Source organism: Desulfoluna sp. CLI2B, from assembly GCF_056847375.1.
Window position 1 is genome coordinate 6,228,883 of record NZ_CP186557.1, and the last position, 19,997, is coordinate 6,248,879.

Annotated in this window: 19 protein-coding genes; 6 read left to right on the forward strand and 13 right to left on the reverse strand. The window is 60.8% G+C overall.

Features of this window, described 5'->3' with window-relative positions:
* Nucleotides 1-6: 6 nt before the first annotated feature.
* From ACOYW2_RS28785 to ACOYW2_RS28795, 3 genes are read left to right on the forward strand one after another with little or no spacing between them, the layout of a single operon-like run.
* Nucleotides 7-690 (forward strand): ABC transporter permease, encoded by a 684-nt coding sequence (locus tag ACOYW2_RS28785; RefSeq protein ID WP_180137287.1) that lies wholly within the window; start codon nt 7-9, stop codon nt 688-690.
* 2 nt (nt 691-692) lie between these two features.
* Entirely contained in the window at nt 693-1,064 is a 372-nt protein-coding gene (locus ACOYW2_RS28790) for an ATP-binding cassette domain-containing protein (RefSeq protein ID WP_482768832.1), read from the forward strand.
* On the forward strand, nt 1,046-1,684 hold the full coding sequence (locus ACOYW2_RS28795) for a hypothetical protein (RefSeq protein ID WP_482768833.1): 639 nt from the start codon (nt 1,046-1,048) through the stop codon (nt 1,682-1,684). Before ACOYW2_RS28790 ends, ACOYW2_RS28795 begins: the two co-directional genes overlap by 19 nt.
* A 244-nt stretch (nt 1,685-1,928) precedes the next feature.
* On the opposite strand, the gene ACOYW2_RS28800 is transcribed toward ACOYW2_RS28795, so the two are convergent.
* The 12 genes from ACOYW2_RS28800 to ACOYW2_RS28855 form a co-directional block, all read right to left on the reverse strand.
* Nucleotides 1,929-2,210: a Trp family transcriptional regulator gene (locus ACOYW2_RS28800; RefSeq protein ID WP_246317699.1), complete on the reverse strand. Its 282-nt coding sequence runs from the start codon at nt 2,208-2,210 to the stop codon at nt 1,929-1,931.
* Nucleotides 2,211-2,452: 242 nt separating this feature from the next.
* The gene (locus tag ACOYW2_RS28805) at nt 2,453-2,797 is read right to left on the reverse strand and encodes a CGGC domain-containing protein (RefSeq protein ID WP_482414602.1); all 345 of its coding nucleotides are present in this window, start codon (nt 2,795-2,797) and stop codon (nt 2,453-2,455) included.
* Nucleotides 2,798-3,074: 277 nt separating this feature from the next.
* Nucleotides 3,075-4,448, reverse strand: coding sequence for a radical SAM protein (locus tag ACOYW2_RS28810; RefSeq protein WP_482768834.1), 1,374 nt, complete (start codon nt 4,446-4,448; stop codon nt 3,075-3,077).
* A 188-nt stretch (nt 4,449-4,636) separates the two neighbouring features.
* On the reverse strand, nt 4,637-5,326 hold the full coding sequence (locus tag ACOYW2_RS28815; protein WP_482768835.1) for a type 1 glutamine amidotransferase: 690 nt from the start codon (nt 5,324-5,326) through the stop codon (nt 4,637-4,639).
* A gap of 335 nt (nt 5,327-5,661) precedes the next feature.
* On the reverse strand, nt 5,662-6,462 hold the full coding sequence (locus ACOYW2_RS28820; protein WP_482768836.1) for a 4Fe-4S binding protein: 801 nt from the start codon (nt 6,460-6,462) through the stop codon (nt 5,662-5,664).
* Between the two features lie 412 nt (nt 6,463-6,874).
* Entirely contained in the window at nt 6,875-7,855 is a 981-nt protein-coding gene (gene moaA, locus ACOYW2_RS28825; protein ID WP_482768837.1) for a GTP 3',8-cyclase MoaA, read from the reverse strand.
* A gap of 249 nt (nt 7,856-8,104) precedes the next feature.
* Nucleotides 8,105-9,622 (reverse strand): uroporphyrinogen-III C-methyltransferase, encoded by a 1,518-nt coding sequence (cobA, locus tag ACOYW2_RS28830; RefSeq protein ID WP_482768838.1) that lies wholly within the window; start codon nt 9,620-9,622, stop codon nt 8,105-8,107.
* Nucleotides 9,619-10,551, reverse strand: coding sequence for a hydroxymethylbilane synthase (gene hemC / locus ACOYW2_RS28835; protein ID WP_482768839.1), 933 nt, complete (start codon nt 10,549-10,551; stop codon nt 9,619-9,621). The genes cobA and hemC overlap by 4 nt, the downstream gene beginning before the upstream one ends.
* Complete coding sequence (locus ACOYW2_RS28840; RefSeq protein WP_180137275.1) at nt 10,551-10,784, reverse strand: FmdB family zinc ribbon protein; 234 nt, start codon at nt 10,782-10,784, stop codon at nt 10,551-10,553. The genes hemC and ACOYW2_RS28840 overlap by 1 nt, the downstream gene beginning before the upstream one ends.
* Before the next feature lie 139 nt (nt 10,785-10,923).
* Complete coding sequence (locus ACOYW2_RS28845) at nt 10,924-11,499, reverse strand: D-sedoheptulose-7-phosphate isomerase (protein WP_482421052.1); 576 nt, start codon at nt 11,497-11,499, stop codon at nt 10,924-10,926.
* Complete coding sequence (gene selA / locus ACOYW2_RS28850; protein ID WP_482768840.1) at nt 11,496-12,899, reverse strand: L-seryl-tRNA(Sec) selenium transferase; 1,404 nt, start codon at nt 12,897-12,899, stop codon at nt 11,496-11,498. Before selA ends, ACOYW2_RS28845 begins: the two co-directional genes overlap by 4 nt.
* Before the next feature lie 194 nt (nt 12,900-13,093).
* Nucleotides 13,094-14,431, reverse strand: coding sequence for an HDOD domain-containing protein (locus tag ACOYW2_RS28855; RefSeq protein WP_482414611.1), 1,338 nt, complete (start codon nt 14,429-14,431; stop codon nt 13,094-13,096).
* Between the two features lie 469 nt (nt 14,432-14,900).
* On the opposite strand from ACOYW2_RS28855, the gene pyrF reads away from it, so the two are divergent.
* On the forward strand, nt 14,901-15,629 hold the full coding sequence (pyrF, locus tag ACOYW2_RS28860) for an orotidine-5'-phosphate decarboxylase (RefSeq protein WP_482768841.1): 729 nt from the start codon (nt 14,901-14,903) through the stop codon (nt 15,627-15,629).
* A gap of 144 nt (nt 15,630-15,773) precedes the next feature.
* On the opposite strand, the gene ACOYW2_RS28865 is transcribed toward pyrF, so the two are convergent.
* Nucleotides 15,774-16,658: a tetratricopeptide repeat protein gene (locus ACOYW2_RS28865; RefSeq protein ID WP_482768842.1), complete on the reverse strand. Its 885-nt coding sequence runs from the start codon at nt 16,656-16,658 to the stop codon at nt 15,774-15,776.
* Nucleotides 16,659-17,202: 544 nt separating this feature from the next.
* Here ACOYW2_RS28865 and ACOYW2_RS28870 point away from each other — a divergent pair.
* Together ACOYW2_RS28870 and ACOYW2_RS28875 are read left to right on the forward strand one after the other, a co-directional pair.
* A complete protein-coding gene (locus ACOYW2_RS28870) occupies nt 17,203-18,312 on the forward strand; it encodes a two-component system sensor histidine kinase NtrB (protein WP_482768843.1) in 1,110 nt (369 codons plus the stop codon).
* A 24-nt stretch (nt 18,313-18,336) separates the two neighbouring features.
* On the forward strand, nt 18,337-19,758 hold the full coding sequence (locus ACOYW2_RS28875) for a sigma-54-dependent transcriptional regulator (RefSeq protein ID WP_482768844.1): 1,422 nt from the start codon (nt 18,337-18,339) through the stop codon (nt 19,756-19,758).
* The last annotated feature ends 239 nt before the right edge of the window (nt 19,759-19,997 follow it).

Here is a 19,997-nt window from a genome sequence, read left to right on the forward strand (position 1 = left end):
GGGGCGGTGGATTTTCTCGTTGACGGTTTTTATCGGGCCCTGGTGCTGCTGATTCAGGCAGACCCCCAGACCCTTTCGGCGGTCACCACCACCCTCAAGGCAGCCTTTCTCTCCATGGGCATGTCCCTTTTCATCGGGGTGCCCGCCGGGTTTTTCCTCGGATACTGTGAGTTCCGGGGAAAAAAAACGGCGCGCACCATCGTGGATACAATGTTGGCCCTTCCGACAGTCTTCATCGGCTTGCTGGTATATGCGTTCCTCTCCAATCGGGGGCCGTTGGGCGGGTTGGGCCTTCTTTTCACGATTCCCGCCATCTCCGTGGGCCAGACCATCCTGGCCCTTCCCGTCATCACCGCCCTTACTGCGGCAACCCTGGACAACCTGGACAACGGCATGCGGCTCACCCTGGTCTCTTTGGGGGCCGACAAGCGCCAGCTCTTCTTCACCACTTTGTGGGAGGTGCGCTACGGCATCGTGGCCGCAGCCATGACGGCCATGGGACGGGTGATGACCGAGGTGGGGATCTCCATGATGGTGGGGGGAAACATCAAATGGCACACCCGCACCATCACCACAGCCATTGCCCTGGAAACGGGCAAGGGCATGTTTGCCGAGGGGATTGCCCTGGGGCTGGTGCTGCTCAGCATCGCTTTGGTGGTGAATGTCAGCGTGTCGGTTTTCAGGAGGTAGGCATGGATCGCCCTTTGTATCAGCTGGAAGAGGTGTCCCGGTGTTTCGGTGCGTCCAGGGCCCTGGATCGGTGTTCGTTTACCATTCCCGCAGGCCGGGTCACGGGCATTGCCGGGCCCAACGGCAGCGGCAAGAGCACCCTTCTGAGCCTTCTGGCCTTTGTGGAGCGACCCGATGAAGGGCGGGTCCTTTTTGAGGGCCGGGAAGAGCACCCCTTTTCCCCGGCAGTCCGCCACCGCGTGACCCTCATGCCCCAGACCCCCTTCTGCTGGACCGCAGCGTCTTTGAACAACTGTGCGCCGACCGCCTTCCTCAACAACAGACCACCGACGCGGCCCAGAAGGCTGCTCGGCCCTTGCCCGTGCTGCTCCTGATCCAGTGGTTTCACGGCGCAGGCGACACCGACATCGGCGAAGCCCAGAGGGTGGCCCTTGCAGCCCGCCTGGTCCTGGATCCTGAGGTGCTGATCTTAGACGAGCCCACGGCCAGCGTGGACGCCGCCAGCTCCTTTCTCATCCATCAGGCCATCCTCGCCTTTGCCGCCCAGCCCGGAAAAACCGTGATCCTCACCAGCCACGATGCGGCCTGGCTCGACAGCGTCAGCGACGAAGTCCTCTTTTTCTTTCGGGGGCGACGTGTCACCGAAAAGATGGGCCTTCTCCTTTTCGGTCCCTTTGCCAAAGACCCTGCCTCCGGCGCGTGGGTTGCCGGCACAGGGCAAGGGACCATTGCCCTTCCCGAACCCCCGTCGGCCGATGCCGTGGCCGCCATCCCCGAGCGGTGCCTTCGCATGGGGGCGGAAGAGGGGGATCACGAAGCCGGGTTCGACGCCGAGGTGCGGGAAACCGCCCTGGAAAAAGGCCGGACAGGCGCTCGGGTTACCCTCATCGGCGCCGGATTTCCCCTCACCCTCTCCTGTCCTCCCCACCAGCTCCCGGAACCGGGCCGCACCGTCCGCGTCTCCTATCCCCTTTCATCCGTCCAGTGGCTATGATCGGACGTCTTGGGGCTCGTTCCTCGCCCTGCGCATTTGCTGACGGGCTTCGCCCGTGTTGAATGCCGAGCCTGCGTCAGGGGGACCTTTCGTTCCCAGGCTCTGCCTGGGAATGACGCACGGAGGCTCTGCCTCCACGGTCGAGATGGCGGCACGCGCAAAAGCATGGCCTGTGCGTCAAGCCAGGCACATCGCATAAAAGTCGGAAAATGATGGCTCACGGCAGGTCTGCCGGAGGCGTGAACTACTCTTTGGGGTGGCGTTTTTTGAGGGCGTTGGCGGTGAAGGAGTCTTCGGTCTTGAGTATCTTGGAGCCCCGGGTGATCTTGCAGAGGCTGATGTTGTGGCGTTTGGCGATGCTTCGCTGGGTCTGTCCCTGATGGAGTTCCACCATGAGCTGCCATCGCATGGCAAGATCCGAGCGCTCCTTGGGGGTGAGGATGTCGTCAAGGAAGGCGCGCACCTTTTCCAGGTCGGTGGTCTCTGCGAGCACGCTCAATAATTCGTCGTAGGCCTCTTTCATCATGTCGCTCCAAGGGTAAGGTCAAAGGTCGATTGAAATGGGGTTATATCACAGAGAAGGTGTTTCTGTAAAAAGAAACATGACGGCCTGGAAGGCAGCAGATACAGAACCTGCGGCGCACCCTTGTGGCGATGTCGAGGGCCGACGGGAAGCGGCATCGACGCCAAAGGGCGCGCGGCGGGTGGGGCTGAGGACAAGCAGCATGGCCGAACAAGGGCCTTGCCGTGTGGCTCCTCAAACACCCCTTATTTGTAGTCGTGGGTGCCTAAAATAACGGGAACACCGGTTTTTTCTTCGATGAACTTGGCTTTTTCTTCCGGGGTGGAGTAGGGGCAGTCGGGCTTGGCGCCCACCATACAGCTGCTCAGGAAGATGGCGTCGGGCTTGACACCGGAGAGCTTGATGGTCATGCCGACGTTGGGTGCTGCGGAACGTCCGGGGCATTCGCATTTCACAAACCCGATGATCTGGGTGGGCTCTTCGAATTTGCCGTCGCCCATGGCACCTGCCTTGAGACATCGCCATTCACCGGGGCATCCGTAGCCAGAATCCAGATACGAGCCGCATCCTACAACAATCGCCTTTTTCATGTTTTACTCCTTTTAAGGTATTGTAGTTATTGCGCCGAATCATAGGGGATGAACCCAGGGGTGTCAAGTCCCCTGGCAGGGCACTCCAGGGCCAACGCATGTAACAATTCAGTTGCCTCCGGCGGGTCGCTTTTTGAAAAAAGCTCCGCAAAAACGTTCCGGTAAAACGAAAAAATAAGAGGGCAGTGAACGGTTTCGATGCGCCCCAAAAAAATGAAACCTGTTTGTCAAACTTTTCAAAAGTTTGGCTCCCGGCAGGGCCGCCGGAGGCTGTTTTTTAAAAATAAGAAAGGAGCCCTTGGGGAATGGCCTCAAATGGTGCGGCTGGGGCCCAGCCTTCGAGAATCCTGTCCATGGGGTCGTGGCATGGGACGTTATCTGGCAGGATGAGCGAGGGACTGCGGGGTTTTCGCTGGGCGTAAACCGTGCATGAGCCGAAATGCATCTCTTTTTCTCCGGGGCTTCCTAAAGGCATGGGACTTAAGGCTGCCTCGTCGTAGGAGACCCTGCAGGTCGTGTTTTTATCGGGCGTGTGCGGTGCAAGGTGCGCAGGCAGGTGAAGGCCGTCAGGGGTGCGCGTAAAGGCTCCCCCATGACCGGCGTCGGCCAGGCTTGTCTCCAGAGAACCCACGGTGTTGTTGGCCCCGGCAATGGTGAGGTTTCGGATGTATCCGTTGGCCGTCACTGCCTCCCACGGCGCACACAGGGCTTCGGCGGCACGGATTCGGGCAGCGGCCCCCTGGAAGCGCTGCTTGTAGACAAAGGAGCAGTAGTTGACCCCCATGGGAAGGCCCAGTTCAAGGGCGTGGCGCACCAGCTCCAGGGCCCCCAGCTCCGATTCCAGCACGGTGACCCGGCTGCCGTGGAGAAAGGTGTAGTCCCGAAGGGCCAGGTGACGGATATTGTGGGGGGTGAGGCGCAGCTGGTGGAGGTTGAGGTGGGAGACGCCCGCTTCAGCCATGGGGGCCAGGAGGGCCTTCAGGCGGGAGGTCTCCTCCGGGATCATGGGGATCTCCACGGTGACGGTGGGGATGATCCCTTTGGCCATGGCGGTTTTCTTCAGGGCGTAGTTGGTGGCCCCGATGTCAAAGCGGATTTCGTCCAGCCCTGCTTGAGCCAGGGCTTTCAGTTTTTCCCGGGTCACGCGCGTGCCGTTGGTGTAGAGCCAAATATGGATTTTCGGGCCGAGGTGCTCGCGCACGGCCCGGATATGGGCCAGGCTCCGCTCAAAGGTGAGGAAGGGCTCGCCCCCGCTGATGCTCATGCCGGAGAAGCCGAATGCAGCCACGTAGGCGGCGTAATCTTCCGGGGAGGCAAAGGCAAGGTGGTTGGTGGTGGGGATCCCCACCTCATCCTGGGGTGTGGGGCAGTAAAAACACCTGCCGTTGCACCGGCCGTTGACAAAGAGGCAGGACCATGTCCCCTGCATGCAGGCCCGGCATCCCGGGGAGAGCGGTGGGGCAGCGACCTTGGTCCCTGAAGCGAGGATCTCTCCGCCCAGGCCGTGGATTTTGTCCATGAGGGCGTCGCGACTGGCCTCCCCGGCGGTTGCCTGCTCCGGCGTCACCCAGGAAAGGGCGGCGTAACTCCTGCCGTACTCTTTTCGGTTTCCTTCCACCAATAAAGCCTTGCGATTTTCCGAAAGACCCATCGTTGTCTCCTGTGACGGATGCGTGATGTGTGGCAACCAGCTCGGACAGGTGGGGGGACCGAAGACACCCTCAAGGGATCTCCGGGTTGATAAACGTTCTCTTTATGAGGAAAAGAAGTCAAGGGGTTCGGTCAAAAATAATGAGCATGTGACCGGTCAGAGGGGCGAAGACCGGGAGTATTCGCGAATCAGGCTCCCAGGGCGCTGAGAACTCCTTTCATGATGCGGTTGATGGCCTCAAACCGTTCCGCTTTGCCCAGCATCTCGGCCTCGCTTTGCACATAGGGAAGGGCCTCCAACTCGTGGCCGCAGTGTTCGATGAGCCGGGCAGCAGAGTCCGGGGTGGTCTCCAGGTGGAACTGCAGGGCCAGGACCCGGTTGTCCATGAGAAACCCCTGGTGCCTGCACGCCTGGCTTGAGCCCACGGCAACGGCCCCGTGGGGGACAGAAAAGGTGTCCCCGTGCCAGTGAAAGACCTCGGCCTGCTCAGGAAAAATGTCGCCAAGGCAGGTGCCGGAAAGGGCCGGGTCCCGGGTGACGGGAAACCAGCCGATCTCCCGGTGGGGATTCTTCGTGACCTCAGCCCCTAAGGCCTCGGCCAGGAGCTGAGCCCCCAGGCAGACGCCCAGGACCTTTTTGCCCTGTTCAACGGCCGCCCTGATAAATCGCTTTTCCGGGGCAAGCCAGGGGTAGACACTTTCATCGCCAACCCCCATGGGCCCGCCCATGATGATGAGAAGATCAAAGGCCGACGGTTCGGGCAACACCTCGTCGCGGTACAGGTGCGTGGCGGTCAAGTTGTGACCGGCCTCAGTGAGAACAGCTTCCATACTTCCCAGGCCCTCAAAGGGGACGTGTTGCAGGTAATGCACTCTCATGATGGCTCCATGGTGCCTTTTATGGTGAAAATCGCAGGAAAAAAACAGCCTCCGGCGGCCCTGCCGGGGGCCAAACTTTTAAAAAGTTTGACAAACAGGTCCTAAATCATCAGCTCCAGGCTCCGCCGAAATAATTTCGATATTTTCGAACCCGTGCGTCGTTTTGATCGCCCTTCGGGGCGATCAAAACGACGCACGGGTGTATTAGAAAAGTTTTTTGCGGAGCTTTTTTTCAAAAAAGCGACCCGCCGGAGGCAACGGAACAATTATCTGAAAAAGCGCAAGGGCAATCTGCTTTCGAGGTGGCTCCACCTCGCCGCCGGAGGCTTTATCGTCTACAGGAAGAGCTCAGGTTCACGCCGCTGTCGGCAGTTTTGGTGAAGGACCCCTGCGATGTGGGCGATCTTGGGCTGATTGAAGGCCAGGGCCCCTTTGGGGCAGGTCTTGACGCAGGCGCAGCAGACGGTGCAGCGGGAGGGGTCGAAGGTGACGGTCTTGTCCACGGTGATGGTGCCGGTGGGGCAGGCCTGGGCGCAGAGGCCGCACAGGGCGCAGGCCGAGGCTTTCCAGTCCGGGGCGATGTTGCCGGGGCCGCCGTAGGGGCCTTCGGGGAGTTCTCCGGGGACGGTGACCGGGGTCATGGTAGAGAGATCTGAACGTCCTTTCAGCTTGTCTGCCACGTCGGCACCGAAGCTTTCTGCTGCGGCTTTGTCCTTGTCATCGGGGCGGCCCTGGGCAATGGGCTTTTCCTGGGTGGAGAAGGTGTGCTCGCCAACGAGGGCGGCTGCGGCAACCACCTTGAACCCGGCGTTTTCCGCAAGGGTCTTGAGTTCGAAAAGGGCGTTGTCGTAGTGACGGTTGCCGTAGACAGCCACGACGACGGCCGGAGTGCCGTTTCCGCGGATGCCTTTGAGGCGTTCCACGGCCACCGGAGCAATGCGGCCGGAGTAGACCGGGGCTCCGATGACGGCGATGCCGTCTTCAATGGCGATCGAAGGGGCCTTTGCTTCGGTGGGCCGGGTCAGGTCCAGGCTTTTGGTTTCGGTCACGTCCAGCCCTTTGGCGATGTGCTCAAGGGTTGTGAAGGTGGTGCGTGTGGGGGAGTAGCAGATGAGGTGTGCTGTCGTGATATTCATTGAAAATCTCCAGGTCAAAACAGGTGATACGCGTTGGGCTCGAGGGAACCGGAGACCATGCACGCACCGCAGGGCCATGGTGATTAAGGTGCTGCGGGCTGCATACGGAAAGGTCGTCGTGGTTCGGCGTTTCCGGTTGGTTCATCAAGCCCTTATGTTTCCGGGATTTGGTGTATCACGTTCTGGTGGGCTTGTCATGGAGATAGCACGTGAAATTTGGTAACTATTCAGCTTGCCTCCGGCGGGTCGTTTTTTTGAAAAAAAGCTCCACAAAAAACGTTTGTAATGGCGAAAAAGTGGAAATTATTTCGGCGGAGCCTGGAAAGGCTTGCTTAAGACCTGTTTGTCAAACTTTTTAAAAGTTTGGCCCCCGGCAGGGCCGCCGGAGGCATAAGTTGAATAGTAACGTTTTTTATCCGCCGATGGAGGACATCATGTCCTGAACCCCATTGGCCGAAAGGTCGTGGCGCTTGCCTTTGATACCTGCTGCATGGCGGAAGAGGGCGGCCAGGGTGGCGTCGTCGGCAGAGCCTCGCAGGGCGTCCTTGAGGTTCACGGTGACGTCGGAGAGGAGGCAGGGGCGCAGGTGGCCGTCTGCGGTGAGTCGCAGGCGGTTGCAGGTGGCGCAGAAGTGGTTGGTCATGGGGCTGATGAGGCCGATTTCCCCTTTGGCGCCGTCGAGTCTGAAGCGCCTGGCCGGGCCATCGTGGGGGCTTTTTGGCACAGGGGTCAGTGTGCCAAGGGCTTGGAGGCGGCGGGTGATGGCAGGCGCCAGCAGCTCGCTGTGATCCGGGCCGGAGCCTTTGCCGATGGGCATGTACTCGATGAAGCGGATGTGCACGGGGTGATCGAAGGTGAGGCGGGCAAAATCTTCCAGTTCGTCGCCGTTGGTCCCGTCCAGCAGCACGGTGTTGATTTTCACCGGGGCAAGCCCCGCGTCCAGGGCGCCCTGAATGCTTTTTTTGACCTCGGCAAAGAGGTCTTTTCCGGTGATGCGGGCAAACCGTTCGGGCTTGAGGCTGTCCAGGCTGATGTTGATGCGGGTGAGCCCGGCCTCCTTCAGGTTTTGAATCTCATCTGCAATGAGGGTCCCGTTGGTGGTCACGGCCAGGTCCTCAAGGCCTTCCAGAGCGGCAAGCTCCCGGATGAACCCGATGAGTCCTTTTCTGGCAAAGGGTTCTCCCCCGGTGAGGCGCACCTTTCGAATCCCCAGGGAGATGCCGATGCGCACAAGGCGGATCAGCTCTTCATAGGAGAGGATGTCCGTGTGGTCCATGTGGGCAAAGGGGGTGGGGGGCACACAATAACTGCACCGCAGGTTGCACCGGTCCGTGACGGAGATACGCAGGTAGTCGATGGTTCGGTCATAGCTGTCGGTAAGTGTGTGTGTCATGGCAACGAGCCTTTTATTATGGGTCATGGCCGGGGGGGGCCCATGGAGGCGGCCACCGGCGTGGTGTACGGTAAATCCGGATGTTGATTGTAGCAGGAATAATTCAGGTGGCAAGGGGAGGATAGGCTTTAAGCATCTTTCTTGAATGCATTTCGATGCAAAGGCGGATATGAAAAGCTGCGGCGCTGTGCCTTGAGAACGAAGGGCACAGCGCCGCAGTAATCCGCTTTCGAGGTGGTTCACCTCGTTTTATTCGGCAGCACCGACGATGGTGTCCACGAGGCCGTCGATGGTGAAGGTGTCGGCCACGAGGTGGGGGGTGAGGCCCAGCTCTTTGGCGGTCTCTTCGGTGACGGGGCCGATGCAGGCCACGGTGACGTTCTCCATGAGGGAGAGGTCGCCGTCCGGGATCATGGAGACGAAGTTTCTCACCGTGGAGGAGCTGGTGAAGGTCACCATGTCCACTTCGCGGTTGGTGAGGGCTTCGGCCACTTTTTCGGTGGAGGTGGTGTCCATGGTGGTGCGGTAGACGGCCACTTCGTTGACTGTGGCCCCCATCTTGGTGAGCTCCACGGGGATGACCGGGCGGGCTTCTTCGGCTCTGGGGAGCAGGATCTTTGCGCCCTGGATCTCCTGGTCCTTGAAGGCCTCCACAACGGATTCCGCCACGTAGCTGTCGGGCAGGACATCGGTGCCGATGCCGTATTTTTTCAGCTCGGCGGCGGTGGAGGGGCCGATGCAGGCGGTTTTAAGACCACCCAGGGCCCGGGCATCCAGGCCTTTTGCGAAGAGCTCGTCAAAAAAGGTGATGACCCCGTTGACGCTGGTAAAGACGACCCAGTCGTAGTCCTTGAGGGTAGCCAGGGCGTCGTTTACGGCTGCGGAGTCTTTGATGGGCTCGATCTCGATGGCCGGGGCCTCAAGGCACTCGGCTCCCAGCTCCATGAGGCGGGTGGTGAGGCCGCTGGCCTGCTTGCGGGCGCGGGTGACCACGATGCGCTTGCCGAAGAGGGGGCGGTTTTCAAACCATGTCATGGTGTCGCGCAGGGAAACCACATCGCCCACCACGATGATGCTGGGGGACTTGAGCCCTGCTTTTCGGACGTCTTCCACAATGGTGGCCAAGGTACCGGCAACGGTCTCCTGGCGGGTGGTGGTGCCCCACCGGACCAGGGCCACGGGGGTGTCCGAAGGCTTTCCGCAGGCGCTGAGCTTTTCCACGATGTTGGGCAGGTTCTTCACGCCCATGAAAAAGACGATGGTGCCCGACTTGGAGATGGCATCCCAATCGATGTTGGAGTTCTCCTTCTCCGGGTCTTCGTGGCCGGTGACCAGGGACAAGGTGGCGGTGAACTTGCGGTGGGTCAGGGGAATCCCTGCGTAGGCCGGGGCCGCAATGGCCGAGGTCACGCCCGGGATCACCTCCCAGTTGATGCCCTCTTTGATGAGGACTTCGGCCTCTTCGCCGCCGCGTCCGAAGATAAAGGGGTCGCCTCCCTTAAGGCGGGTCACGGTGGCCCCTGTTTTGGCTTTTTCCACCAGAAGGGCGTTGATGCCGTCCTGGCTCAGGGTGTGGTCTCCGCCCTTTTTGCCCACGTAGATGATCTCTGCATCTTTTTTGGCGTGGGCCAGGTGGGAGGGTGCGGCCAGGTAGTCGTAGACCAGGACGTCGGCTTTTTCGATGCACTCTCGGCCCTTGACCGTGATCAGGCCGGGGTCTCCGGGTCCTGCGCCCACCAGATAGACGGTTCCGTATGTCTTGCTCATGCTTGGTTCTCCAGGAGTCTCGTAAGGATATCTGCTGCGCCGGCCTCTTTGAGGCGCTCTGCCACGGTGACGCCCAGGGCTTGGCCTTGAGCGTTTTCGGCGGTCTCTTGTTCCATGAGGATGCGGGATCCGTCCACTTCGGCCACCAGGCCGCGGATGGTGACGTCTTTGCCGTCGGTTTCGGCAAAGGCGCCCACGGGGATCTGGCAGCTTCCTTCCAGGGTGTTCAAAAAGGCGCGCTCGGCAAGGACCGTGACCCGTGTGGGCATGTGGTTCAAGGGGGCAAGGGCCGCGTCGATGCGGTCGTCCTTTTCCCGGGATTCGATGCACAGGGCGCCCTGGCCCACGGCCGGGAGCATGAGCTCCGGTGCAAGGCATTCGGTGATGTGCTCTCCGAGCCCCAGACGCTTGAGGCCTGCGGCTGCCAGGATGATGGCGTCCAGATCGCCTTCCGTCACTTTCCGAAGGCGGGTGTCGATGTTGCCGCGCAGGGTCTCGATCTGAAGATCGGGGCGTTTGGCAAGCAGCTGTGCCGAGCGCCTGAGGCTGCTGGTGCCCACCCGGGCGCCTTGGGGCAGGTTCTCGAAGGTGAGGCCGTTTTTGGAGATAAGGGCGTCCCTGGGGTCTTCGCGTTCGGGGATGGCGCCGATCTTGAGGCCCTCGGGAAGGTCTGCGGGCATGTCCTTCATGCTGTGGACGGCCATGTCGATGCGGCCGTCCAAAAGGGCCTCTTCGATCTCTTTGACAAAAAGGCCCTTGCCCCCCACCTTGGCCAGGGGCACGTCGAGGATCTTGTCCCCTTTGGTTTTGATGACGAGGAGCTCGCAGGTGACCCCTGTGTGGAGTCGTTCCAGTTCAGATTTGACCCAGTTGGCCTGCCAGAGGGCCAGCTGGCTCCCCCGGGTGCCGATGACAATTTTATTTTCCATCAGGAACCGCACCCCGCGCAACTTGTGGCTGTGCAGCCGGTACAGGAAGAGCCGGAAGCCGATGAGGAGGAGATTTCACCCCCGGCTCCCTTGCTGACGAATCCGCAGCGGGACATCAGTTTGGCAACGTTTTTGTCGCCGCATTTGGGGCAGCTCTCCGGGTCTTTTCCTCCCATGACGAGGTACTCGAACTCGTGGCTGCACGCACCGCACTTGTATTCATAAATGGGCATGGTCTCACCTCATGGTTATTCGGGTTATGGCCCCTCAGGCCGGGCGTTTGGACGCATCGGACGGGCCTGTCCTTAAGTTCAGGGTTTTTCGGGTACGACACACAATAAGCACCCTGGGGCAGGATGGCAAACGGTGTCGTTAAAAATTTTCGGGAAAGAGGATCCGGTCCACCAGGTCGCAGAGGATGTGGCCCATGAGGATGTGGCTCTCCTGGATGCGCGCGGTGACCCCCACGGGCACGGTCAGGGCGATGTCGGCCATGTCGGCGGCGCGCCCCCCTTTGCCGGTGAATGCAATGGTGTGCATGCCTTTTTTTTCGGCGGCTTCAAGGGCCTTGACCACGTTGGGTGAGTTGCCGCTGGTGCTGATACCGATGGCCACGTCGTTGATTTGTCCCAGGGCGGTGACCTGCTTGGAGAAGATCTCCTCAAAGCTGTAGTCGTTACCGATGCTGGTGAGGATGGAGGAGTCCGTGGTCAGGGCGATGGAGGCCAGGGGCACCCGCTCGGTCTGGAACCGGTTGACGAACTCGGCGGCGATGTGCTGGGCATCGGCGGCGCTGCCCCCGTTGCCGAAGAGGAGGATCTTTCCTCCGGCAGTGAGGCTTTCGGCCATGAGGGTTGCAGCGTTTACCAGGCGCTCACCGTTTTCAGCGATGGCCGATTTTTTGGTCTCGATGCTGGCCTGAAGGGTGTCGTTGATGATGGTGATCATGGGCGGGCCTCCACAAGGGTCTTTAGGGCGCCTGCGATGAGGGGGATGTCGCCCTCCTGCAGGGTTCGGGGGTCGAGGATGAAGGTATCGTTTTCAATGCGCCCGATGACGGGCGGCTCGTTTTCTCTCAGGGCCTTTTCCAGGGCGCTGGCCCCCATGCCGGGGACGGTGAGTCCCACGCAGCAGGAGGGCAGCTCCAGAAGGGGCAGGGAGCCGCCGCCGGGCCGGGAGGCAAGGGCCAGGGCTTCGGTGGTGACGGGAAGGCTTGACAGGGCCTCCATGAGGGCCGTGGCCCGTGTCTCTGTCTCTTCCCTGTCCATGGTGATCATGCGCAGGGTGGGGATCTTGGCCACGGCCTCGGCTTCGTCCCGGTAGAGGCGCAAGGTGGCCTCCAGGGCGGCCAGGGTGAGTTTGTCGATGCGCAGGGCGCGGGTCAGCGGGTTCATGCGGATGGCGTCGATGTGGGTCTTGCTGCCCACGATGATCCCGGCCTGGGGACCGCCCAAAAGCTTGTCCCCGCTGAAGGTGACGATGTCGGCCCCGGCTTTCACCGACTGCTGCACCGTGGGCTCGCTGGGCAGGCCGTATTGTCCGAAGTCCACAAAGGTGCCGCTGCCCAAATCGTCCATGACGGGGATGCCCCGTTCTTTGCCCAGGGCTGCCAGCTCGGCCACGGAGACCGCCGATGTAAAGCCAACGATGCTGTAGTTGCTGGTGTGGACCTTGAGAAAGAGGCCGGTCTCGTCGGTGATGGCGTTTTCATAGTCCCGGAGGTGGGTGCGGTTGGTGGTGCCCACCTCTTTTAAGATGCCCCCGCTTTTGGCCATGACATCGGGGATGCGGAAGGCCCCCCCGATCTCCACCAGTTCCCCCCGGGAGACCACGGCCTCTTTGCCGTTGACCAGGGTATCCAGGCAGAGGAGCACGGCCCCTGCGTTGTTGTTCACCACCATGGCCGCCTCCGCCCCGCTGATCTCGCAGATCAGCTCTTCCACGGCGGAATAGCGCAGGCCCCTTTTTCCGGTGGCCAGGTTGAACTCTAAGTTGGAGTAGCGGTCCCCCACGGCCTTGATGCGGTCCAGGGCCTCTTCGGCCAGCAGGGACCGTCCGAGGTTGGTGTGAACCACCACGCCGGTTCCGTTGACCACCCGGGTGAGGTTGGGGCGCATTTTTTTTGCGATGAGTTCATGGGCCAGGGTGAGCACCGAGGCCAGGTCCACGGTGGGGTTTGCCCCGGTGAAGATAGCGCGACGGGTGGCTTCCAAAGCTTCCCGGGCCGACGACGTGAGGACGCTTCGGGGCACCGTTTCTGAAGGGATCTCTGCCGTCAGGGCGTCAAGGAGGGTATCCACACCCGGCAGGGCGCGAAGCAGCTGTTTCTGAGTGTCCCGTAATTCCATTTTTGACTACCTAAAAATATAGTGGGATGCGGCGTGGTGCGGCTTCCCGTATCCGGGTCTCGAGGGACAGGGACGACAGGGAGCCCGCAGGGCCGGAGATGGTTTCATCAGTTCTGCCAAACCCCTTCTTTGTATCTCAAAAGGTCTGCCTCGGCAAATGCTTTTCCCCGCGGGAAGGGGGGCGTTGCAAGGGGTCAGGTGATGGCCAGTTCCGGGCTCCCGGAAAGCACCTGGTGAGGGATGGCGTCCACGATGGCGGGGAAGTCCGAGATGGACATATCCAGAAGCTCCAGCCTGCGGGACAGGGAGTTCATGTCCACCTTATGGAGGCTGGGGCTGGCGCTGAACATGTGGAACAGGGAGTTGGCCACGGAGATGATGGTCACCAGTTCCCGGTGGGCTTCGGCTTCGCATGGGCAGTGGTGGTAGCGGATGGTGTTGGCGATGGAGGCGGGCAGGTCCCATTTTTTGGCCAGCTTGAGCCCGGCCTTGGTGTGGTTGGTCTTCAGGAGCCGGTTCTCCGTCTCCACCAGGTCGTTTTCACCCATGATCTCCCGGTAAAAGAAGGGGCGCGCGCCGGAGACAAACTGGTCCAGGACCACCTTACCCAGGTCGTGGGTGAGGCCTGCGGAGTAGGCGGCGAAGGGGGAGGCCTTGCCGCTTAAAGAGGCTATTTTTTCCGCCACCAGGGCCACGCCGATGGCATGGTGGTACAGGCCGCCCTTGGCCAGGGAGTAGCCGGTGTAGCTGTTGTTGAGCAGTTTTTTTACGGCCATGGCCGTGACGATCTTGGCCAGGGCGGCCTGGCCGATGATGAGCAGGGCATCGTCGATGGAGTCGATGCCCCCCTGCCCGCAAAATACGGCGGAGTTGCAGTATTTGAGGACCTGGGCGCTGATCACCTGGTCTTTTCTTACCTCCTGGGAGAGGTTGTGGATGTCGTAGATGTCCTCATCGATCATCCTGAGGATCTTCAGGGCCACCTGGGGGATGGGCTGGATGTCGTCCAGCCGGGAGATGCGGCCGTGGGTGGTGTCATCGGCTTCCTGCTCGTCGGAGAGGAGTGCCGGGATCACTTCGTAGTCGAAGGTCTCCAGGTTGAAGTTGAGGCAGCAGGTAAAAAAACCGCCGGTCTCGGAAAGGGCCACCTTGATGCCGTGTTTGCCCAGCACCTCTTTGACCACCTCGGCCGTGCGCCCGCCGATGTCGAGGCGGATGTCCTGGTTGCTGACCTTTCCTGCCAGGGCCCCTCCGGCGATGACGGCCTGGAGGCGGGAGATGTCAGCCCCTTCGCGGACGAGACTTCCCAGAAACAGTGGCAGGCCGGTGGCGGCGTATTTTTCCCGGTTGTACTCGGATTTGTGGGAGACGGGCTCGGGCAGGAGGATGTGGTAGAGGCCCCCGATGCCGGCTTCGGCATCAAAGAGGGCGACCCCGACACAGGAGTTGAGGTACGCTTGGAGAATCAGGGGTTTTCGGGCGTTTACCTGGAACGTTCCTGCCGGAACATGATATTTCTGGTAGTAGGTCATACGGAGAGACTCTCTTGCAAGGGGTCGTTCCCAAGTGTGGTGAACAAGGCCCTTGCCATGTCGGGTACCTGTTCAACCGGAATGCGCTCGGGCAAAGGACCGGATCGGGCTCGGAGAGGGGGGCACCGTACTAGCCAGCGTCCTCGAAAGTGAGCGGTTGCTCACCCTGGTGGGTGCAAAAGGTCCCTTCCCGGCTTTTCAAGCGCTGTTAAGAGAAAAGAGGTAGCACTTTGCTTGGTGTATTGCAACCCAAAAGGCATTAAACTCACTGTTTTTTCATTGTTTTCGAAGGGCTATGCTCCGGTGTGCGGACCACGGACCCGGCGGGGGGCTGCCGGGGGGGTGATGCCAAACAATTTTGATGCTTTATCCTGTGGGAGAAATAGGGTATACCCCCTGTGACCATGGACACAGCCGTGGTTTTTTATTGTTCAATGACCGCAATCAACATGAAGGTAAGGAGGCGCCCTTGGGTTCCCACGATCGAATCATTTTTCCTCTGGATCTCCCGTCGGAGAAAGAGGCGCTGGCGTATGCCGCCCTGCTCTCCGGCAAGGTGGGGTTGTTTAAAATCGGGCTGGAGCTTTTCCTGGAGTGCGGGCCGTCCATTGTGGAGAAGGTCCGCAAGGCGGGGAATGCGGATATTTTCCTGGACCTGAAGCTCCATGACATTCCCGTGACGGTGGAGCGGGCCGTGGCCCGCGTGGCCGATCTCGGCGTGCGGTTTCTGACGGTGCACTGCGGGGAGTCCGAGGCCATGCTCAGAGGCGCGGTGGCCGGCAGCCAGGGCAAGGTGGGGATTTTGGGGGTCACGGTGCTCACCAGCGTGGGGGCCGAGGACATCCGCAAATCAGGTTTTCTGCCCCAGTATGCCGACGACATGAGGCAGCTCGTGGTCAAGCGTGCGGTGATGGCCCATACCTGCGGGTGTGCCGGCGTGGTCTGCTCCGGCCATGAGGCTGGCGTGATTCGCGATGCCGCGGGCGACGGGTTTTACACGGTGACACCGGGCATTCGCCCGGCCTGGGAAGGCACGGGAGCGGACGACCAGAAGCGCGTGATGACCCCTGCCGCCGCCATGGCGGGCGGGTCCGACTACCTTGTCATCGGGCGGCCCATACGGGACGCTGCCGACCCTGCGGCGGCCGCGGACAAGGTGGCCGAAGAGATCGCCGAGGGGCTTGCCGCACGGCCCTGATCCCGGTTGCCATGGGCCCCATGGGGCCGAAAGATATCATCGATTCTCACACATAAAGCCCGTCCCGCATCATGCGGATCGGGCTTTTATCGTTTGGCAGCCTTGCCCGAGAGATTTCATACGCAAGGCGTGGACAGCTTCGGGTCACGGGGTGTTGAGCTCCATGGCGTGATACCTGGCGAGGGAGACGGTTTCGGACCTGATGAGGTCGCCCTTCTCTCCGTAGTAGAAGAGCTCCACGTTGCCCAGTTTTTTGCCGGTGAGGTGATACTCCATGAGGGTGTAGTCCCCCTGGGCGTTGAAGTGGGTGATGGTTTTGTTTCGGTTGTTTTTTGTGCTGAACAGGGCGTGGTGGAAGGTGTCGCTGCGCCTGAGAACGCCGGCTTCGTTGAAGTGGTTGAGTTGCTTGAAGATGCCCTCCGGGCCATCGTAAAGGGGGTCTCCCTTGGAAAAGACCGTGGTGGTGGTTTTACCGCCATACAGATTGTGGGTCAGGGTGGTGCGGGTGGTCCGGGCGCCCGCCGTCCCCGAGATCCCCTCGGCCAGGAGCTCGATGGCCTTGTCCTTCCGGGACATGGAACCGGCTTTGCGCTTGAGTTCACCGTCCTTCAAGTGGTCTTTTGCCAGCCTGTTCTTTTTGCCGGCGGCGCTTTGCATATCGGAAAGGGCCAGCCCGAACTGGCCGGTCTTTTCGTAGGCAAGCCCCCGGGAGTAGAGAACGTCCGGGTCGTTGTGCCGGAGTTCCAGGGCGCGGTCGAAGTCCACGATGGCCTTGTAGAAAAGTTTCAGGCTGTGCCAGGCCAGCCCCCGGTTGTAATACGCTTCAAAATAGTCTGGGGAGGCTTTGATGGCCTGTGTGTAGCTGGCGACGGCCTCCATGTAGCGACCGGCCTTGAAGTGGCGGTTCCCCGTATCTTTTTGTGCCACGGCTGCCTGGGAGGGCCGGGAGGACACGGGGGCCTTGGCCCGGGCTGACGTGGGGGCAGCGAGTAGTATGAGGGCCATAAGGGTGAAGAAAAGTTGTTTCATGGTCACGTCTCGGGTTGTGAGGGCTTCCCACGGGGCCCGGGGAGCCGTTCGGGCGGTATGGTAGGCTTGTCGGGAGCCTGCAACGGGGGGCCTACCCCGTTCAGGGGACGCGGCACCCTCCCTTGCCCTTGGAGCCTGAACCTGCGTTCAGGGATGGCTATTCTATAGATCGGGGGTGCAAAGGCTGTCAAGGAGAGGTCGGGGGCGTGCGGGCATCCGGCGGTGCGTGGGATACTATGGGGTTTTGTCGTATAAATAATTGACATTATAGCTGTTTTTAGTGTAATGTAAAGCAATTTGCTGCGGTGGTTATTTTGGTGGCCCATGGCCGTGGTCCTGCCCGTTGGCCCCAAACCTGAAACACCGCGTCCATCCTGGCTCCTTTGCCCGTATCGTGACCTGCTTTCTCTCCGACTCAACGAAGACCATCACCCACCCCGGTAGACGGGCTGTGGTCGCGGGTTCTTTTCCGTGCCACACCCCTTGCATGGGCACAGGAAGACCATATCCCCGCCTTATCCGACCTATGACGAACAGGCGTGCCATGAAACGACCTGACCAGCGAGACATGCTCAAGGAAAAGGTACTGGAGTGCCATCGCCTGGCCTGCGCCCTGAGGATAAAGGAGCATGCCCTGGCCCACTCCCTCAATGCGGTCTTTTTCACCGATTCTCAAGGGACCGTGTTTGACGTCAACCCCGCTTTTCTGAGGCTGTGGGGGTATGGGGAGACACAGGAGGTGCTGGGGGCAAAGCTGGATCGGTTTTTTATCCTCAAGGGGGGGCTTGGCAAGTGGCGCAGTGGGGTTGGGCCCACGGGAGAGGCGATTCGGGAGATGACGGCGGTGAAGAAAAACGGCACCGTCTTTCCCGTGGAGGCGGCCATCAGCCTCTTTCAATCATCGGGCCGGGGGCCCTCAGGGCTCATGGGGGCCTGCGTGGCCCTGGCGGAAAAGAGCCGCACCGAAGAGTTCAAGCGTCAGTCCCTGAAGCTCCTTGCCCTGGGACACCTGTCCGCCGGGCTTGCCCACGAGCTGCGAAACCCCCTGGCGGTGATCAGCTCCTGTGCCCAGTTCAGCATCGAAAATCTCACCATCGAAAGGCCGCTGGCGGAGAACCTGAAGGTGATCTACCGAAACAGCCAGAAGGCGAGCCGCCTGATTGAAGAGCTGCTCTCCTTTGCCAAGCCGTCCAACCTGGACTGGAAACGGCTGAGCGTGAACGCGCTGTTGGCCCATGTGGTGAAGATGGCCCGCTTGGAGGCCGGTCAGGGCAGGATCCAGACCTGCCTCAAGGCAGACCCCAACCTGCCGCGGATCGTGGGGGACAGGGAAAAGCTGGAGCAGGTTTTTTTGAACATTACCCTGAACGCGTTTCAGGCCGTGGCGCACCAGGGGCGGGTGACCCTCACCACGCGGCATGTGAAAACGGCAAACATGGTGGAGGTCAACGTCATCGACAACGGGCCGGGGATTCCCGAGGAGTATCGGGAGCAGGTGTTCGATCCGTTTTTTACCACCAAAGACAACGGCACAGGCCTGGGGCTGAGCATTTCCCATGCCATCATCAAACAGCATGGCGGGCAGATACGCATCAGCGGAGACGCTCGGCACGGCACCGATATGTCCATTTTGCTGCCCATCGGGAAACCGTAACAGGAACGGAGACTGGGAGGCTGGATGAACAACCCCACAGAGGCGATGCAGAAAAAGATCATGGTGGTGGACGATGACCAGGACTTTCGCTGGGCCATCTCCAATGTGCTTTCCCTTGCGCGGTACGACGTGAGGCAGGCCCTCAACGGGGACGATGCCCTGAAGCTGTTAAACGACGACATGGCGGACCTGGTGCTTCTCGACCAGAGGATGCCCGGACAAGACGGCATAGCCGTTGCCGAGTGCCTGTATCGGCAGTACCCCTCCCTTCCCATTATTATGGTGACCGCTTACTCCGAGGTGAAAACCGCGGTGAAGGCCATGAAGATCGGGGTCCGCGACTACGTGACCAAGCCGGTCAACAACAACGACCTGCTTTACCTCATTGAGGAGGCGCTGCAGCACGCGGATATTTTAAACCGCAACCTGCCCGGGGCCGGGCGGTGCGTCGGGGAGAACCCCCTGTTTGAGACTATGGGGCGGAGCCATGCGGTACAGACCCTGGCCTGGAAGGTGGAGAAGGTTGCGGCCAGCGACTTGACGGTTCTCATCGAAGGGGAGAGCGGGGTGGGCAAGGAGCTGGTGGCACAGACCATCCATGCCCTGAGCCCCATGAAGGAGGGACCTTTTGTGGCGGTGAACTGCGGCGCCATCCCGGAGACCCTCATCGAAAGCGAGCTCTTCGGGTACATGAAGGGGGCCTTTACCGGTGCCCAGGAGAACAAGCCGGGTTTTTTCGAGCTGGCCCAGGACGGCACCCTGTTCTTGGACGAGGTGGGGTGCCTCCCCTACGGGGCCCAGCAGAAGCTGCTCAGAACGGTGCAGGAGCGCTGCGTGCAGAGGCTGGGGGCCAAGCGGGCCCAGCCCGTTCAGATACGGATTGTGGCGGCCACCAACCAGGCCCTGGACCAGGACCGTCACTCCGACCGCTTTCGTTCGGACCTGTACTACCGGTTAAAGGAGTTTTACATCCGGGTCCCGGCTTTGAGGGAGCGCAAGGAGGACATTCCCTACCTTGCGAAACGGTTTTTCAACCGCAACCGCAAACGCTCCTACGGCAGGCAGGTCATGGGGTTTTCCGACGAGGCCATGGAGGCCCTGCTTGCCCATGACTGGCCCGGCAATGTCCGCGAATTGAAGAACATTGTGCGTCAGGCGTCCCTGATCTGCGAAGGGCAGCTCATCGAACCGGGGTGCCTGGCGCTCCATGCCGAGGACGAGGTGATGGCCCCTGCCGCGTTCCCGGTTCCGGCCTCAGGCCTGGGGGGCCGCTCCCTCACCGATGCTATCAAGCATGTCTCGGGCCTCTGGGAGAAAGAGATCATCCGGGAAACCTTAAAACAGAGCCGGGGCAACAAGCGGGAGGCTGCCCGCCGGTTGAAGATCGATTACAAGACCTTGTATCGCAAACTCAAATCCCATGGCTTGGGCGGTACGGGCCATTAACCTCTCCTGACCTGTCACCATATCTCCTTTTCACATCTGTTTTTTTACTTCTTTCTACGGATACTCATCCGCATCATCCGATCCCATCGAGCTATGGCACCGGTGCCCCATGAGAGTCAGGCCTGCCACGGGTTGCGCGCGGGGCGGGTGCAGGGTGTAACCCCTGTGAACAAAAGGCCTTTTTGTATGGGTTTTCCGGCAATGGGTTCCGGGCTGTTTCCGTTGCCGTGAAACCGGGG